Origin of the sequence: Streptomyces sp. B21-083 (assembly GCF_036898825.1) — a bacterium.
Taxonomy (GTDB): Bacteria; Actinomycetota; Actinomycetes; order Streptomycetales; family Streptomycetaceae; genus Streptomyces.
The window spans coordinates 1652436-1668734 of the sequence record NZ_JARUND010000002.1; the positions used below are offsets into that span (position 1 = coordinate 1652436).

Consider the following 16299-nt stretch of genomic DNA (forward strand, 5'->3'; position numbering starts at 1 on the left):
GCCGAGACGGCAGAACCCTTCACCTGACACCCTTCACCTGAAGCGACGGGCGACCAGATCCCACACGATGTCGGCCAACGCCTCCTTCGGCCCGTGCGGCACCTGGGTCTCGCTGCCGTCGGTGCCCAGCACCACGGCCTCGTTCTCCTCGGAACCGAAGGTGCGGCGCTCACCCACCTCGTTGACGACCAGGAGGTCGCATCCCTTGCGTCGCAGCTTCGTACGGCCGTTGGCGAGGACGTCGTCCGTCTCGGCCGCGAAGCCGACGACGACCTGGTCCGTTCGGGCACGGTCGGCCGAGATCTCGGCGAGAATGTCTGGATTCCGGACCAGGACGACCGGTTCGGGGTCCTCGCCGTCCTTCTTCTTGATCTTTCCGGCCGCGTAGGCCCCCGGTCGGAAGTCCGCGACCGCGGCGGCCATCACCACGGCGTCGGCGTCCGCAGCCGCCTTCAGGACGGCCTCGCGCAGTTGCACGGCGGTGCCCACGGGCACGACGTCCACGCCCGCCGGGTCCGGCAGGGCGGTGTTCGCGGCGATCAGCGTGACCCGGGCGCCGCGCGCGGCAGCCGTACGGGCGAGCGCGTACCCCTGCTTGCCTGAGGAGCGGTTGCCGAGGAAGCGGACCGGGTCGAGGGGCTCGCGGGTGCCGCCGGCGCTGACGACGACATGCCGGCCGACGAGGTCGGGTTCCGTCACGCCCCGGGCCAGCACCCGGCGGCAGACCTCGAAGATCTCGGCCGGATCGGGCAGGCGCCCCTTGCCCGTGTCGACGCCGGTGAGGCGTCCGACGGCCGGTTCGACGACCAGGGCGCCGCGGCGGCGCAGCGTCGCCACGTTCTCCCGGGTGGCCGGGTGCTCCCACATCTCCGTGTGCATGGCGGGGGCGAAGACGACGGGACACCGGGCGGTGAGGAGGGTGTTGGTGAGCAGGTCGTCGGCGAGGCCGTGGGCCGCCTTCGCGAGGGTGTCGGCGGTCGCCGGGGCCACGACGACCAGATCCGCCTGCTGGCCGATGCGGACGTGCGGGACCTCGTGGACGTCGTCCCAGACCTCTGTGGAGACGGGGTGGCCGGAGAGCGCGGACCAGGTCGCGGCGCCGACGAAATGCAGGGCCGAGGCGGTGGGGACGACGCGGACGTCGTGGCCCGATTCCGTCAGCCTCCGGAGCAGCTCACAGGCCTTGTACGCGGCGATGCCGCCACTGACCCCCAGTACGACCTTCGGCTTGCCCACCGGGCCTCCCCTGACTCGATACGCGACGCGGCACCTGACTCGGTACGCGTCTATGACACACCACAGGCCCGACAGTCGCGCTGTCGGGCCTGTGGATAAGCCAACCGAAAATTGAAAATACTACTGCGCGGGGCCCTCAACGGCCTCGGACGTCAGCAGACCCGCGTTGATCTCACGCAGGGCGATAGAGAGCGGCTTCTCGTGGACATGGGTGTCGACGAGCGGACCGACGTACTCAAGGAGGCCCTCGCCGAGCTGCGAGTAGTACGCGTTGATCTGGCGGGCACGCTTGGCCGCGTAGATCACCAGGCTGTACTTCGAGTCGGTGGCTTCGAGGAGCTCGTCGATCGGAGGGTTGATGATGCCCTCGGGCGCGGTGATGGAAGAGGACACGCTCTGCCTTCCGAAAGGTGGGATGGGATCGAAAACGATCACACAACTTCCATCAAGGCTAGCAGCTCGCGCGCCACGTCCTCGACGGAGGTGTTGACCAGGGTCTCGTCGAACTCGGGCTCGGCGGCCAGTTCGATCTTGGCCGCCTGTAGACGGCGTTCGATCACCTCGGGCGATTCGGTGCCCCGCCCGGTCAGTCTGCGCACCAGCTCCTCCCAGGAGGGAGGAGCCAGGAACACCAGCAGGGCGTCCGCCATGGACTCACGGACCTGCCGGGCGCCCTGGAGATCGATCTCCAGGAGGACCGACTCGCCGGACTCCAACCGCTCCAGCACGGCCGCACGCGGCGTGCCGTAGCGGTTGCCGGCGAACTCGGCCCACTCAAGGAGCTCGCCATTGGCGATCAGCTTGTCCATCTCCTCGTCGGTGACGAAGAAGTAGTGGACGCCGTGCCGCTCACCGGGGCGTGGCTTACGGGTCGTCGCCGACACCGACAGCCACACCTCAGGGTGTGCCTTGCGCATATGGACGACGACCGTGCTCTTGCCGACGCCCGAAGGGCCGGAGAGCACGGTCAGCCGCGGACGTACGTCCGGGGGCTCGGGGGTCGTCCCCCGGAATGTTGCAGCCATACGGCGATTATTCCAGGAATCCCGGGGTGCCAGGACTCAGGAGCCGGTGCTGCCGAACTCGCGCTCCAAGGAGGCGATCTGGTTGGACCCCAGGCCACGCACCCGGCGGCTCTCGGAGATACCGAGTCGCTCCATGATCTGCTTGGCGCGGACCTTGCCCACGCCCGGGAGCGATTCGAGCAGGGCGGAGACCTTCATCTTGCCGATGACGTCGTTCTCCCGGCCCTGCTTGATGACCTCGTGAAGAGAGGCGCCGGAGTGCTTGAGTCGATTCTTGACCTCGGCCCGCTCCCGGCGAGCCGCGGCGGCCTTTTCGAGCGCGGCAGCGCGCTGTTCAGGGGTAAGGGGCGGAAGAGCCACGCCTACGTCACCTCGGATGTCGAACTGTCGGATACGGACCGGTGAGGAAGCTGATCGCCCCTCACCTGGTGAGCTACGAACAACATGCTCGCTCGTTGACTCTCGTCGGAGACTAGCGGCCAAGTCCGCCAGAGTCAGCGAGAACAGCGGAAAAGTCCTGGTCAGCCTTTCCCAGGTGGGATATTTCGGTCAAACTGCCCTGGATTTGAGAATGTATTCAGTCTCAAGGCGTCCTGAAGTCAGTCATCGGATGACTCCGCCGAACTGTACGAATCCTCAGGTAGCGGTAACGGCGGCCCTGATCTCGTCCGCGAAGCGGTCCGACGCGTCCCGCAGAGCGACGAGTTCGGGACCGTGACGCAGAACACCTCGGCTGACGTTCGGAACCACGTTCCGCAGCGCCGGCCCGAACACCCCGCGCAGATCCGCCGGAGTCGCCCCCTGCGCGCCGACTCCGGGTGCCAGGAGAGGCCCGTTGATGTCGAGGTCGTAGGACGAGAGGTCTCCGAGTGTGGCCCCGACGACCGCGCCGAAGGAGCCCAGGGGCCGCTCCCCCGCGTTCTCGGCGGCGAGGTACGCCAGCATGGTCGCGCCGACGTTCAGCCCGTCCTCGCGGACGGCGTGCTGCACCTGACCACCCTCGGGGTTGGAGGTCAGCGCCAGCACGAACAGGCCCGCGCCGCTCTCCCGCGCGAGGTCGACCGCCGGCTGCAGCGAGCCGTAGCCGAGATACGGCGAGACGGTGAGCGCGTCCGAGAACAGCGGGGCGCCCTTCTCCAGGAAGGCCTCGGCGTACGCGGCCATGGTGGAGCCGATGTCGCCGCGCTTGGCGTCCATCACGACCAGCGTGCCGGCCTCCCGCGCGTCCTGGACCGTCTTCTCCAGTACGGCGACCCCGCGCGACCCGAAGCGTTCGAAGAACGCGCTCTGCGGCTTCATCACCGCGACCCGCCCGGCCAGCGCCTCGACGACGGTGCGGCTGAACCGCTCCAGACCGGCGACGTCGTCGTTCAGCCCCCAGTCGTGGAGCAGCGAGGCGTGCGGGTCGATGCCGACACAGAGCGGGCCGCGCTCGTCCATGGCGCGCCGCAGCCGGGCGCCGAAGGGTTCCAGAACCGTCATGCCGTCTTCCTCACGTCGGCGCCGACCGCGTCGGCGAGGGTGGCGTACGGGCTCGTCCGCAGGCGGGCGGCGAGCCCCTTGTGGATGGCACGTCCCCAGAAAGGGCCCGCGTAGACGAAGGCGCTGTAGCCCTGTACGAGGGTGGCGCCGGCCAGGATGCGCTGCCAGGCGTCCTCGGCGTTCTCCACGCCACCGACACCCACCAGGGTGATCCGGTCGCCCACGCGCGCGTAGAGACGGCGCAGCACCTCCAGGGAGCGTGCCTTCAGGGGTGCGCCGGAGAGGCCGCCGGTCTCCTTCACCAGGGCTGGATCGGATGTCAGACCGAGTCCCTCGCGCGCGATGGTGGTGTTCGTGGCGATGATCCCGTCCAGGCCCAGTTCGACGGCGAGGTCGGCGACGGCGTCCACGTCCTCGTCGGCGAGGTCGGGCGCGATCTTCACCAGCAGTGGCACACGGCGCGAGGTCACCGTACGGTCGGCGGCCTCGCGGACGGCGCTGAGCAGCGGACGCAGCGCCTCGGTGGCCTGGAGGTCGCGCAGGCCGGGCGTATTGGGCGAGCTGACGTTGACGACGAGATAGTCGGCGTACGCGGCGAGCCGCTCGGTCGACTTCACGTAGTCGGCGACGGCCTCGTCCTCGGGGACGACCTTGGTCTTGCCGATGTTGACGCCGACGACGGTCCGGAAGACCGCCTCCCGGCTCGCCAGACGGGCCGCCACGGCCAGCGAACCCTCATTGTTGAATCCCATGCGGTTGATGAGCGCCCGGTCCGGCACAAGGCGGAACAGCCGCTTCTTGGGATTGCCGGGCTGCGGCTCCCCGGTGACCGTGCCGATCTCGACGTGGTCGAAGCCGAGCATCGACATCCCGTCGATCGCGATCGCGTTCTTGTCGAAGCCGGCGGCGAGCCCGAAGGGCCCGTGCATCCGCAGCCCGAAGGCCTCGGTGCGCAGTTCCTCGTACCGGGGCGCGAGCGCGGCGGCGACGAACGTCCGGAGCACAGGGACCCGGGCGGCGAGGCGGATCCAGCGGAAGGCCAGGTAGTGGGCCTCTTCGGGGTCCATCCGGGTGAAGACCAGACGGAAGAAAAGCTTGTACATGGTGGTGTCCTCGAAAGGGCCTCACGGCGAGGCCTCATGAAGAGGGGGACACCGTTTCCGGTGTCCCCCTCAGGCTGTCAGGCGCGGGCCGCGGTCAGATGTTCGGCGTGTTCCTGGAGCGAACGCACGCCCACGTCACCGTGTTTGAGGGCGTCGATGCCCTGGACGGCCGCGGCGAGCGCCTGGACGGTCGTCAGGCACGGCACGGACCGCGCCACGGCCGCCGTACGGATCTCGTAGCCGTCGAGGCGACCTCCGGTGCCGTACGGGGTGTTGACGATGAGGTCGACCTCGCCGTCGTGGATGAGCTGGACGATGGTCTTCTCGCCGTTCGGGCCCGTGCCCTCGGACTGCTTGCGGACGATCTTCGCGTTGAGCCCGTTGCGCTTGAGAACCTCGGCCGTGCCGGAGGTGGCGAGGAGTTCGAAGCCGTGGGCGACCAGTTCGCGGGCCGGGAAGATCATCGAACGCTTGTCCCGGTTGGCCACCGAGATGAAGGCGCGTCCCTTCGTCGGCAGCGGGCCGTACGCTCCCGCCTGCGACTTGGCGTACGCCGTGCCGAAGACGGAGTCGATGCCCATGACCTCGCCGGTGGACCGCATCTCAGGGCCGAGCACGGTGTCGACGCCACGCCCGGAGGTGTCGCGGAAGCGGTTCCAGGGCATGACGGCTTCCTTGACGGAGATCGGCGCGTCCAGCGGCAGTTCGCCGCCGTCGCCGTTCGCCGGAAGCAGTCCCTCGGCGCGCAGTTCGGCGACGGTCGCGCCGAGCGAGATCCGGGCGGCGGCCTTCGCCAGCGGTACCGCGGTCGCCTTCGAGGTGAAGGGGACCGTACGGGACGCGCGCGGGTTGGCTTCCAGGACGTACAGGATGTCGCCGGCCATCGCGAACTGGATGTTGATCAGACCCCGGACACCGACCCCGCGCGCGATGGCCTCGGTCGAGGTCCGCAGCCGCTTGATGTCGAAGCCACCCAGGGTGATCGGGGGCAGCGCGCACGCCGAGTCGCCGGAGTGGATTCCGGCCTCCTCGATGTGCTCCATGACGCCGCCGAGGTACAGCTCCTCGCCGTCGTACAGGGCGTCGACGTCGATCTCGATCGCGTCGTCGAGGAAGCGGTCGACCAGGACCGGCCGGGAGGGGCTGATCTCGGTGGACTCGGCGATGTAGGAGGACAGCCGGCTCTCGTCGTAGACGATCTCCATACCGCGTCCACCGAGGACGTAGGACGGGCGTACGAGGACCGGGTAGCCGATCTCGTCCGCGATCGCCTTGGCCTCGGTGAAGGTGGTCGCCGTGCCGTGCTTGGGGGCCGGGAGACCGGCCTCCGCGAGGACGCGGCCGAAGGCGCCCCGGTCCTCGGCGGCGTGGATGGCCTCGGGCGGGGTGCCCACGACCGGTACGCCGTTGTCCTTCAGGGCCTGCGCGAGGCCCAGCGGGGTCTGGCCGCCGAGCTGCACGATCACGCCCGCGATCGGGCCCGCCAGGGACTCCGCGTGGACGATCTCCAGCACGTCCTCAAGGGTCAGCGGCTCGAAGTACAGGCGGTCGGAGGTGTCGTAGTCCGTGGAGACGGTCTCGGGGTTGCAGTTGACCATCACGGTCTCGTAACCGGCGTCGCTCAGGGCGAAGGAGGCGTGGACACAGGAGTAGTCGAACTCGATGCCCTGGCCGATGCGGTTGGGGCCGGAGCCGAGGATGATGACGGCCGGCTTCTCGCGCGGCGCGACCTCCGTCTCCTCGTCGTAGGAGGAGTAGAAGTACGGCGTCTTCGCCGCGAACTCGGCGGCGCACGTGTCGACCGTCTTGTACACCGGGCGTACGCCCAGCGCGTGCCGCACCTCGCGCACGACGTCCTCGCGCAGGCCCCGGATCTCGGCGATCTGCTGGTCGGAGAAGCCGTGCCGCTTGGCCTCGGCCAGGAGTTCGGGGTTCAGTCGCTCCGCCGCGGCCAGCTCGTCCGCGATCTCCTTGATCAGGAACAGCTGGTCGACGAACCAGGGGTCGATCTTCGTCGACTCGAAGACCTCCTCGGGGGTGGCGCCCGCGCGGATGGCCTGCATGACGGTGTTGATGCGCCCGTCGGTCGGCCGAACGGCCTCGGTCAGCAGTTCTGCCTTGTCACCGGGCTCGCCGACGAACGTGAACTGGCTGCCCTTCTTCTCCAGCGAGCGCAGCGCCTTCTGCAGGGCCTCGGTGAAGTTACGTCCGATGGCCATGGCCTCGCCGACCGACTTCATGGTGGTGGTGAGGGTGGAGTCGGCGGACGGGAACTTCTCGAAGGCGAACCGGGGGGCCTTGACGACGACATAGTCGAGCGTCGGTTCGAAGGAGGCCGGAGTCTTCTCCGTGATGTCGTTCGGGATCTCGTCGAGGGTGTAGCCGACGGCCAGCTTCGCGGCGATCTTCGCGATCGGGAAGCCCGTGGCCTTGGAGGCGAGGGCCGAGGATCGCGACACACGCGGGTTCATCTCGATGACGATGACGCGGCCGTCGTCCGGGTTGATCGCGAACTGGATGTTGCAGCCGCCGGTGTCGACCCCGACCTCGCGGATGATCGCGATGCCGATGTCACGCAGACGCTGGTACTCGCGGTCGGTCAGGGTCATCGAGGGCGCGACGGTGATCGAGTCGCCGGTGTGCACGCCCATGGGGTCGAAGTTCTCGATGGAACAGACGACGACCACGTTGTCGTGCTTGTCGCGCATCAGCTCCAGCTCGTACTCCTTCCAGCCGAGGATGGACTCCTCCAGGAGCACCTCGGTGGTGGGAGACAGGGTCAGGCCCTGGCCGGCGATGCGGCGCAGCTCCTCCTCGTCGTGCGCGAAGCCGGAGCCGGCGCCGCCCATGGTGAAGGAGGGCCGGACGACGACGGGGTAGCCGCCGAGCGTCTCGACGCCCCCGATCACGTCGTCCATGGTGTGGCAGATGACGGAACGGGCGGACTCGCCGTGTCCGATCTTCGCGCGGACGGCCTCGACGACGCCCTTGAAGAGGTCGCGGTCCTCGCCCTTGTTGATCGCCTCGACGTTGGCGCCGATCAGTTCGACACCGTACTTCTCCAGCACTCCCTGCTCGTGCATGGAGATCGCGGTGTTCAGGGCCGTCTGGCCGCCCAGGGTGGGCAGGAGCGCGTCGGGCCGCTCCTTGGCGATGATCTTCTCGACGAACTCCGGGGTGATCGGCTCGACGTAGGTGGCGTCGGCGATCTCCGGATCGGTCATGATCGTCGCCGGGTTGGAGTTCACCAGGATGACCCGGATGCCCTCGGCGCGCAGGATGCGGCACGCCTGGGTGCCTGAGTAGTCGAACTCGGCGGCCTGGCCGATGACGATCGGGCCGGAGCCGATGACCAGGACGGACTGGATATCGGTGCGCTTAGGCACGCTGGCCCTCCATCTGGACTGTGCTCATCAAAGACGTGAAGCGGTCGAACAGGTAGGCGGCGTCATGCGGGCCCGCTGCCGCTTCGGGGTGGTACTGGACGCTGAACGCGGGCCGGTCGAGCAGCTGGAGCCCTTCCACGACCTGATCGTTCAGACAGACGTGCGAGACCTCGGCGCGCCCGAACGGGGTCTCGGAGACCCGGTCGAGCGGCGCGTCCACGGCGAAGCCGTGGTTGTGTGCGGTCACCTCGACCTTGCCGGTCGTCCGGTCCTGCACGGGCTGGTTGATGCCCCGGTGACCGTACTTCAGCTTGTACGTGCCGAAGCCGAGGGCGCGTCCCAGGATCTGGTTGCCGAAGCAGATCCCGAAGAGCGGCGTGCCGCGCTCCAGGACCGCCCGCATCAGCGCGACCGGGTGGTCCGCGGTGGCCGGGTCGCCCGGCCCGTTGGAGAAGAACACACCGTCGGGGTCGACGGCGTACACGTCCTCCACGGTCGCCGTGGCCGGCAGTACGTGCACCTCGATGCCGCGCTCGGCCATCCGGTGCGGGGTCATGCCCTTGATGCCGAGGTCGATGGCGGCGACGGTGAACTTCTTGGTGCCGATCGCGGGGACGACGTACGTCTCCTTGGTGGCGACCTCGGCCGAGAGGTCGGCGCCCGTCATCTCGGGGGCCTGGCGCACCTCGGCGAGCATCGCGGCGTCGTCGGGCAGTGCGTCGCCGGAGAAGATGCCGACGCGCATGGCGCCGCGCTCCCGCAGATGACGCGTCAACGCGCGCGTGTCGATGCCGGAGATGCCGACCACGCTCTGCTCCCGCAGCTCCTCGTCGAGGGAGCGCCGGGAGCGCCAGTTGGAGGGCACGCGCGCGGGGTCCCGTACGACATAGCCCGCGACCCAGATGCGCCGCGACTCGGGGTCCTCGTCGTTGACGCCGGTGTTGCCGACGTGCGGGGCGGTCATCACGACCACCTGACGGTGGTACGACGGGTCGGTGAGGGTCTCCTGGTAGCCGGTCATGCCGGTGGAGAAGACGGCCTCTCCGAAGGTCACCCCCACGGCCCCGTAGGCACGGCCGCGGAAGATCCGGCCGTCCTCCAGGACGAGTACGGCGGGAGTTTTGGTGGCTCCCCTGGTGGAGGTCGTCATCGTGCGCCTTCCGTTTCCGTCTTGTTGATCATCTGGTTCAGGGTGCGGACCCACTCGTTGTGCTCCGCCGCGCGGTCGGAGCGGAACCCGGAGTCGAGCAGCTTGCCGCCGTGCTCCCAGGTGACGACCAGCAGGCCGCCCTCGGAGAGGACCTTCCCCGCGATGCCCTTGTCGAGCCGGGCCTCGCGCAGGGCCTCCAGAGGGACGAAGAAGTCGGCCGCCCCGGGGCGTACGACGTCCAGTCCCGCGTCCGTCAGCGTCAGCTCGACCCGGCTGCGGGCGCCGAGGCCGTGCGCCACGATGCGGTCCAGCCACTGCCCCGCGGTGGTGGAGCCGTGGTAGCGGCCACTCATGGACAGCACAGTCAGTCTCGCCGCACCGGGCTCGTCCGGCGCGACAGGCAGCTCGGGCAGGTCGCCCTGGAGCGTGCCGCGCCACTTCCAGCCCTCGCGCATCAGCCAGTAGATGAGCGCGACGAAGAGGGCGAGCCCGACCAGCCAGCCCACGCGGGCGGCCCAGTCGGTCACCTCCGCCGACTTCTGTTCGGCGGCGACGTACGTCAAATGCGGCAGTGATGTCACGCGAGCTTCCCGTCGACGAGCGTGGCCTTGCCCCGGAGCCACGTGTGCGTGACACGGCCCGGCAGCTCACGGCCCTCGTACGGGGTGTTGCGGCTGCGGGAGGCGAAGCCCGCGGGGTCCACGGACCCACGGTATGCCGTGTCGACGAGCGTGAGGTTGGCGGGCTCACCTGCCGAGACGGGGCGGCCGTGGCCCGTCGCCCGCCCGATGCGCGCGGGGGCGAAGGACATACGGTCGGCGACGGTCGCCCAGTCCAGCAGTCCGGTGTCCACCATCGTCTCCTGGACCACTGACAACGCGGTCTCCAGGCCGACCATGCCCATGGCGGCGGCGGCCCACTCGCAGTCCTTGTCCTCGTGCGGGTGCGGGGCGTGGTCGGTGGCGACGATGTCGATCGTGCCGTCGGCGAGCGCCTCGCGCAGGGCCAGCACGTCGCGCTCGGTGCGCAGCGGCGGGTTGACCTTGTAGACCGGGTTGTACGTCCGGACCAGCTCGTCGGTGAGGAGGAGGTGGTGCGGGGTCACCTCGGCGGTGACGTCGATGCCCCGGGACTTCGCCCAGCGGACGATCTCGACGGAACCGGCGGTCGAGAGGTGGCAGATGTGGACGCGGGAGCCGACGTGCTCGGCGAGCAGCACATCGCGCGCGATGACCGACTCCTCCGCGACGGCGGGCCAGCCCCCGAGCCCCAGCTCGGCCGACACGACGCCCTCGTTCATCTGGGCGCCCTCGGTCAGCCGCGGCTCCTGCGCGTGCTGGGCGACGACCCCGCCGAAGGCCTTCACGTACTCCAGGGCGCGCCGCATGATCACGGCGTCGTCGACGCACTTGCCGTCGTCGGAGAAGACGGTGACACCGGCGGCCGACTCGTGCATGGCGCCCAGCTCGGCGAGCTTCTTGCCCTCCAGGCCGACGGTGACGGCGCCGATGGGCTGCACATCGCAGTAGCCGTGCTCCTGCCCGAGCCGGTAGACCTGCTCGACCACACCGGCGGTGTCGGCGACCGGGAAGGTGTTGGCCATGGCGAACACGGCCGTGTAGCCGCCGCTTGCCGCGGCGCGGGTCCCGGTCAGGACGGTCTCGGAGTCCTCGCGCCCCGGCTCCCGCAGATGCGTGTGGAGGTCGACGAGCCCCGGCAGCAGCACCTTCCCCTCGGCCTCGACGACCTCGGCGCCTTCGTCGGACAGACCGCTGCCGACGGCTGCGACGGTCTCGCCGTCGATCAGGACGTCCTGCGGCTCGCCGCCGAGTACCCGCGCACCACGAATAAGGATCTTGCCCATGTGACTTACTTCTCCTCGGTACGGGTGTGGGTGACGGCTGGTTCGTTGCCGCCGAGCAGCAGATAGAGGACGGCCATCCGAATGGAGACACCATTGGTGACCTGCTCGATCGCCGTGCAGCGTTCCGAGTCGGCGACCTCTGCGGTGATCTCCATACCGCGGACCATCGGCCCGGGGTGCATCACGATGGCGTGCTCCGGCATCCGCGCCATGCGGTCCCCGTCGAGGCCGTAGCGCCGCGAGTACTCGCGCTCGGTCGGGAAGAACGCGGCGTTCATACGCTCCCGCTGCACGCGCAGCAGCATCACCGCGTCGGACTTCGGCAGGGTGCTGTCCAGGTCGTACGAGACCTCGCAGGGCCAGCGCTCGACGCCGACCGGCACCAGGGTCGGCGGGGCGACGAGGGTGACCTCGGCGCCGAGGGTGTGCAGCAGGTCGACGTTGGAACGGGCGACGCGGCTGTGCAGGATGTCGCCGACCAGGGTGATGCGCTTGCCGGCGAGATCCTGCCCGATGCCGGCGTCCCGGCCGACCAGCCGGCGCCGCATGGTGAACGCGTCGAGCAGGGCCTGCGTGGGGTGCTGGTGGGTGCCGTCGCCGGCGTTGATGACGGCCGCGTCGATCCAGCCGGAGGTGGCGAGCCGGTAGGGGGCTCCGGAAGCGCCGTGCCGGATGACGACGGCGTCGACACCCATGGCCTCGAGGGTCTGGGCGGTGTCCTTGAGGGACTCGCCCTTGGAGACGCTCGACCCCTTGGCGGTGAAGTTGATGACGTCCGCGGAGAGGCGTTTCTCGGCGGCCTCGAAGGAGATCCGGGTCCGAGTCGAGTCCTCGAAGAAGAGGTTGACGACGGTACGGCCGCGCAGGGTCGGCAGTTTCTTGATCGGCCGGTCGGCGACCCGGGCCATCTCCTCGGCGGTGTCGAGGATCAGGACGGCGTCGTCGCGGGTGAGGTCGGCGGCCGAAATGAGATGACGCTGCATCTTTCAGGCTCCGTAAGGAAGTTCAGGAGATTCCGGGCAGGCAGGGCAACGCGAAGGGGCATACGGCGCGGGGCCGCACGCGCACGCGTGCTACTGCTGGGCGGTCTGCTTCACACCGAGCAGCACGGTGTCCCGACCGTCCTCCTCGGCGAGCTGGACCTTGACCGTCTCCCGCAGCGACGTGGGGAGGTTCTTGCCGACGTAGTCGGCTCGGATGGGCAGTTCGCGGTGCCCTCGGTCGACGAGGACCGCGAGCTGCACCGCGCGCGGGCGCCCGAGGTCGTTCAGGGCGTCGAGGGCGGCGCGGATGGTGCGGCCGGAGAAGAGCACGTCGTCGACGAGGACGACCAGCCTGCCGTCGAGGCCGTCACCGGGGATGTCGGTGCGGGCCAGCGCACGCGGCGGGTGCATACGGAGGTCGTCGCGGTACATCGTGATGTCGAGCGAGCCGACCGGGATCTTGCGGTCGGTGATGTCCGCCAGCTTGGCCGCGAGCCGCTGGGCGAGGAAGACGCCCCGGGTCGGAATGCCGAGCAGCACCACGTCGTCGGCGCCCTTGGCGCGTTCGACGATCTCGTGGGCGATGCGGGTCAGTACCCGCGCGATGTCGGGGGCTTCCAGAACGGGCCGTGCGCCGGCCTCGTACTGCTGCTTGTCGTGCTCTGAGTCCATAGGAAACGGACCTCCTTCTCCGCCTCACAGGACGGATCATTAAAGGACGTCGGAATTGCGCCATCCACGGTACCAGCCCGCGCATCGCACCTGATCACCCCATTGGCGCAACACGTCACCCGTCTGCCGTAACCGCACGTCGCCCCGCGCGCGGAGGCCGGGCGAGACCGTTCAGCTTGACGGGGAAGAGTAACGCTGCGTAACCTCACAGTGAGTCACCAGCCGCGCGGCTCGTCCGCACGTCGACACTGTGTCCGGGAGCTATATGTCCAGCGAATACGCCAAACAGCTCGGGGCCAAGCTCCGGGCGATCCGCACCCAGCAGGGCCTTTCCCTCCACGGTGTCGAGGAGAAGTCCCAGGGACGCTGGAAGGCGGTCGTGGTCGGTTCGTACGAGCGCGGCGATCGTGCCGTGACCGTGCAGCGCCTCGCCGAGCTGGCGGATTTCTACGGGGTTCCTGTGCAGGAGCTGCTGCCGGGCACCACGCCGGGCGGAGCCGCCGAGCCGCCGCCGAAGCTCGTCCTCGACCTTGAGCGGCTGGCCCATGTGCCGGCCGAGAAGGCGGGCCCCCTGCAGCGCTATGCCGCGACGATCCAGTCCCAGCGCGGCGACTACAACGGCAAGGTGCTGTCGATCCGCCAGGACGACCTGCGCACGCTCGCCGTCATCTACGACCAGTCGCCCTCGGTCCTGACCGAGCAGCTGATCAGCTGGGGCGTCTTGGACGCGGACGCGCGCCGCGCCGTCTCCCACGAGGAGGGCTGAGCCCGACGGCTTTCAGCCGTTGAGCAGAAACGTGCCGCCGGGGTGGCCGGAACCTTATGGTTTCCGGCCACCCCGGCGGCGTTTCGCGGGCCCCGCAGGCCCCATCGGTCGTATCCGGTCGTACGAATGCCGGTGGGCCCCAGCAGTGTGTCGCTGGGGCCCACCGGCATTCGTACGACCGGACGTCTGAAGGCCTGACTCAGACGTCGTCGCGGCGCAGCGTGGACTTCAGGTCCTTGAACCGGCCGAGGAGCCCGTTGACGAACGAGGGCGACTCGTCCGTGGAGAACTCCTTCGCCAGCTGCACCATCTCGTCGAGGACGACGGCGTCCGGGGTCTCGTCGACCCAGATCAGCTCGTAGGCACCGAGGCGCAGGATGTTGCGGTCGACGACCGGCATCCTGTCGAGCGTCCAGCCGACCGAGTACTGCGCGATCAGCTCGTCGATGCGCCGCGCGTGCCGCGCGTAGCCCTCGACGAGCTCCATCGTGTACTCGCTGACCGGGGGCTGGCGGGTGTCGTCCCGGGACAACCTGATCCAGTCCCCGAGGACCGTCTGGACATCGGCCCCGCGCTGGTCGCCCTCGAAGAGGATCTGGAAGGCACGCTTGCGGGCCGTGTTGCGGGCAGCCACGGTTAGCTGTTCACCCGGCCGAGGTAGTCGCTCGTACGGGTGTCGACCTTGATCTTCTCACCGGTGGTGATGAAGAGCGGGACCTGGATCTGGTGGCCCGTCTCCAGCGTGGCCGGCTTGGTGCCGCCCGTGGAGCGGTCGCCCTGGACACCCGGCTCGGTCTCCTGGATGACCAGCTCGACGGCGGCCGGCAGCTCGACGAAGAGCACCTCGCCCTCGTGCTGCGCGACCGTGGCGGTGAAGCCCTCGATCAGGAAGTTGGCGGCGTCGGCGACGGCCTTGCGGTCCACCATGAGCTGGTCGTACGTCTCCATGTCCATGAAGACGAAGTACTCGCCGTCCATGTAGGAGAACTGCATGTCGCGCTTGTCGACAGTGGCCGTCTCGACCTTGACACCGGCGTTGAACGTCTTGTCGACGACCTTGCCGGAGAGCACGTTCTTGAGCTTGGTTCGCACGAAGGCCGGGCCCTTGCCGGGCTTGACGTGCTGGAACTCGACGACGGACCAGAGCTGGCCCCCGTCGAGCTTGAGAACCAGGCCGTTCTTGAGGTCGTTCGTGGAAGCCACGGTTGCGGAATCTCCTGGACTGACGTGGACGACCCCGGGGCAGACGCGACAGCTCGAAGCTAGAGCGCGAGCAGTTCCTTGGTCGTGATGGTAAGTAGTTCGGGTCCGCCGTCCGCCTCAGGGCGTACGACGAGCGTGTCATCGATCCTGACACCGCCCCGGCCCGGGAGGTGGACCCCCGGTTCGACGGTGACCGGCACGCAAGCGTCCAGTTTACCCATGGCCGCGGGGGCGAGCTGCGGCTCCTCCTCGATTTCGAGCCCGACACCGTGTCCGGTGAGCTCCGGAAGGCGGTCCGCGTACCCCGCGGAGTCCAGTACCTGGCGCGCCGCACGGTCCACGTCACGGTAGGCGGCGCCAGGTGCCAGGGCCTCCCGTCCGGCGCGCTGGGCTGCGAAGACAAGGTCGTAGAGCTCGATCTGCCAGTCGGCCGGCGAGGTCCCGATGACGAATGTGCGGCCGATTTCACAGCGGTATCCGCGGTAGGCGGCGCCGAGACAAACAGAGAGGAAGTCTCCTTCCTCCACACGCCGATCGGTGGGCCGATGCCCCCGGCGGCCGGAGTTCGGCCCGGTGGCGACGGCGGTCGTGAAGGCCGGCCCGTCCGCACCGTGATCGACGAGCCGCCGCTCCAGTTCCAGGGCGAGATGCCGCTCCGTACGCCCGACGAGGATGGACTCCAGCAGTTCACCGAGCGCCTGGTCAGCGATCTCGGCGCCGATCCGCAGACAGGCGATCTCCTCCTCGTCCTTGACCACCCGGAGCTGCTCGACCGCGCCACCCAGGTCGGCCAGGCGCAGCCGGGGCGCGACCGAGCCGATGGCACGGTGCCGGGCCACGGTCAGATGGTGTTCCTCGACGGCGAGGGACTCGGCGCCCTGCGCGGCGACGAGATCCGCGGCGGCGACCGCCGGATCGCCTCCGGACGCGGACAGGGTGTGCACACGCAACGCCTCGTCCGGACGGCTGCCCTCGGGGAGCCGGTCGTCCTCGGACCCCGCCCACACGAGCAGATCCTCCCGTTTTCCCAGCAGCAGTACGGCTCCGTGCGGGGCCGCGCCCGCTAGATACCGCACATTGGCGGCCCGGGAGACCAGGGCCCCCGCACTGCCGCCCGCGTGACACCGCTCCCGAAGCCGCGCTCTGCGCGCCGCGTAGACCTCTGACATGCCCCGAGCGTAAGAGCGTGAGCGGCTTGCCGCCGGTCAGGGAGGGCCGACCGGGTTTTCAGCCCGTCCGGCGTTTGAGGACGAGGCCCCTTCAGGGCCGAAGCGGGGGCCGGGGGGCGGCAGCCCCCAGGGATGGGACGGGTAGGGGCGGCTGGGGCGACCACTCGTTCGGCCCAGCCGACCGCACGACCGCCGCTCAGCGCCCGGCAGGCACGCAACCGGAGCCGGGCGTACCCTGCCCCGGTCTCGGACCGTGCGGC

16 protein-coding genes are annotated in these 16299 nt (G+C 69.3%); 1 reads left to right on the forward strand and 15 read right to left on the reverse strand.

Going from position 1 to position 16299, the window contains the following annotated elements:
- Nucleotides 1-33: 33 nt before the first annotated feature.
- From coaBC to pyrR, 12 genes are all read right to left on the reverse strand, one after another.
- Nucleotides 34-1236 (reverse strand): bifunctional phosphopantothenoylcysteine decarboxylase/phosphopantothenate--cysteine ligase CoaBC, encoded by a 1203-nt coding sequence (gene coaBC, locus QA861_RS31475; protein ID WP_334592047.1) that lies wholly within the window; start codon nucleotides 1234-1236, stop codon nucleotides 34-36.
- 120 nt (nucleotides 1237-1356) lie between these two features.
- Nucleotides 1357-1629, reverse strand: coding sequence for a DNA-directed RNA polymerase subunit omega (rpoZ, locus tag QA861_RS31480; protein ID WP_003982715.1), 273 nt, complete (start codon nucleotides 1627-1629; stop codon nucleotides 1357-1359).
- Nucleotides 1630-1667: 38 nt separating this feature from the next.
- Nucleotides 1668-2261, reverse strand: a complete 594-nt coding sequence (gene gmk / locus QA861_RS31485) for a guanylate kinase (RefSeq protein WP_334592048.1) — start codon at nucleotides 2259-2261, stop codon at nucleotides 1668-1670.
- A 36-nt stretch (nucleotides 2262-2297) separates the two neighbouring features.
- Entirely contained in the window at nucleotides 2298-2621 is a 324-nt protein-coding gene (locus QA861_RS31490) for an integration host factor (RefSeq protein WP_006382163.1), read from the reverse strand.
- Between the two features lie 276 nt (nucleotides 2622-2897).
- The gene (gene pyrF / locus QA861_RS31495; RefSeq protein WP_334592049.1) at nucleotides 2898-3743 is read right to left on the reverse strand and encodes an orotidine-5'-phosphate decarboxylase; all 846 of its coding nucleotides are present in this window, start codon (nucleotides 3741-3743) and stop codon (nucleotides 2898-2900) included.
- On the reverse strand, nucleotides 3740-4846 hold the full coding sequence (locus tag QA861_RS31500) for a quinone-dependent dihydroorotate dehydrogenase (RefSeq protein ID WP_334592050.1): 1107 nt from the start codon (nucleotides 4844-4846) through the stop codon (nucleotides 3740-3742). Before QA861_RS31500 ends, pyrF begins: the two co-directional genes overlap by 4 nt.
- A gap of 77 nt (nucleotides 4847-4923) precedes the next feature.
- The gene (carB, locus tag QA861_RS31505; protein ID WP_334592051.1) at nucleotides 4924-8232 is read right to left on the reverse strand and encodes a carbamoyl-phosphate synthase large subunit; all 3309 of its coding nucleotides are present in this window, start codon (nucleotides 8230-8232) and stop codon (nucleotides 4924-4926) included.
- Nucleotides 8225-9382, reverse strand: a complete 1158-nt coding sequence (gene carA, locus QA861_RS31510) for a glutamine-hydrolyzing carbamoyl-phosphate synthase small subunit (protein WP_334592052.1) — start codon at nucleotides 9380-9382, stop codon at nucleotides 8225-8227. The genes carB and carA overlap by 8 nt, the downstream gene beginning before the upstream one ends.
- Nucleotides 9379-9963: a PH-like domain-containing protein gene (locus tag QA861_RS31515; RefSeq protein ID WP_334592053.1), complete on the reverse strand. Its 585-nt coding sequence runs from the start codon at nucleotides 9961-9963 to the stop codon at nucleotides 9379-9381. The genes carA and QA861_RS31515 overlap by 4 nt, the downstream gene beginning before the upstream one ends.
- A complete protein-coding gene (locus QA861_RS31520; RefSeq protein ID WP_334592054.1) occupies nucleotides 9960-11246 on the reverse strand; it encodes a dihydroorotase in 1287 nt (428 codons plus the stop codon). The genes QA861_RS31515 and QA861_RS31520 overlap by 4 nt, the downstream gene beginning before the upstream one ends.
- Nucleotides 11247-11251: 5 nt before the next feature.
- Nucleotides 11252-12229 (reverse strand): aspartate carbamoyltransferase catalytic subunit, encoded by a 978-nt coding sequence (locus QA861_RS31525; protein WP_334592055.1) that lies wholly within the window; start codon nucleotides 12227-12229, stop codon nucleotides 11252-11254.
- 90 nt (nucleotides 12230-12319) lie between these two features.
- A complete protein-coding gene (gene pyrR, locus QA861_RS31530) occupies nucleotides 12320-12901 on the reverse strand; it encodes a bifunctional pyr operon transcriptional regulator/uracil phosphoribosyltransferase PyrR (protein WP_334592056.1) in 582 nt (193 codons plus the stop codon).
- 265 nt (nucleotides 12902-13166) lie between these two features.
- Here pyrR and bldD point away from each other — a divergent pair, with 265 nt between their 5' ends.
- A complete protein-coding gene (bldD, locus tag QA861_RS31535; RefSeq protein ID WP_006379429.1) occupies nucleotides 13167-13667 on the forward strand; it encodes a transcriptional regulator BldD in 501 nt (166 codons plus the stop codon).
- A 199-nt stretch (nucleotides 13668-13866) separates the two neighbouring features.
- On the opposite strand, the gene nusB is transcribed toward bldD, so the two are convergent.
- From nusB to QA861_RS31550, 3 genes are read right to left on the reverse strand one after another with little or no spacing between them, the layout of a single operon-like run.
- Nucleotides 13867-14301 (reverse strand): transcription antitermination factor NusB, encoded by a 435-nt coding sequence (gene nusB / locus QA861_RS31540; RefSeq protein ID WP_334592057.1) that lies wholly within the window; start codon nucleotides 14299-14301, stop codon nucleotides 13867-13869.
- 2 nt (nucleotides 14302-14303) lie between these two features.
- Entirely contained in the window at nucleotides 14304-14870 is a 567-nt protein-coding gene (efp, locus tag QA861_RS31545; RefSeq protein WP_006382090.1) for an elongation factor P, read from the reverse strand.
- A gap of 59 nt (nucleotides 14871-14929) precedes the next feature.
- The gene (locus tag QA861_RS31550; protein ID WP_334592058.1) at nucleotides 14930-16039 is read right to left on the reverse strand and encodes a M24 family metallopeptidase; all 1110 of its coding nucleotides are present in this window, start codon (nucleotides 16037-16039) and stop codon (nucleotides 14930-14932) included.
- Nucleotides 16040-16299 lie beyond the last annotated feature (260 nt).

Excerpts from the sequence above, each read along its gene's own strand:
- gmk (WP_334592048.1), bottom strand. The coding sequence starts at position 2,261 with ATGGCTGCAACATTCCGGGGGACGACCCCCGAGCCCCCGGACGTACGT.
- pyrF (WP_334592049.1), bottom strand. The coding sequence starts at position 3,743 with ATGACGGTTCTGGAACCCTTCGGCGCCCGGCTGCGGCGCGCCATGGAC.
- QA861_RS31500 (WP_334592050.1), bottom strand. The coding sequence starts at position 4,846 with ATGTACAAGCTTTTCTTCCGTCTGGTCTTCACCCGGATGGACCCCGAA.
- carA (WP_334592052.1), bottom strand. The coding sequence starts at position 9,382 with ATGACGACCTCCACCAGGGGAGCCACCAAAACTCCCGCCGTACTCGTC.
- QA861_RS31520 (WP_334592054.1), bottom strand. The coding sequence starts at position 11,246 with ATGGGCAAGATCCTTATTCGTGGTGCGCGGGTACTCGGCGGCGAGCCG.
- QA861_RS31525 (WP_334592055.1), bottom strand. The coding sequence starts at position 12,229 with ATGCAGCGTCATCTCATTTCGGCCGCCGACCTCACCCGCGACGACGCC.
- pyrR (WP_334592056.1), bottom strand. The coding sequence starts at position 12,901 with ATGGACTCAGAGCACGACAAGCAGCAGTACGAGGCCGGCGCACGGCCC.
- bldD (WP_006379429.1), top strand. The coding sequence starts at position 13,167 with ATGTCCAGCGAATACGCCAAACAGCTCGGGGCCAAGCTCCGGGCGATC.
- QA861_RS31550 (WP_334592058.1), bottom strand. The coding sequence starts at position 16,039 with ATGTCAGAGGTCTACGCGGCGCGCAGAGCGCGGCTTCGGGAGCGGTGT.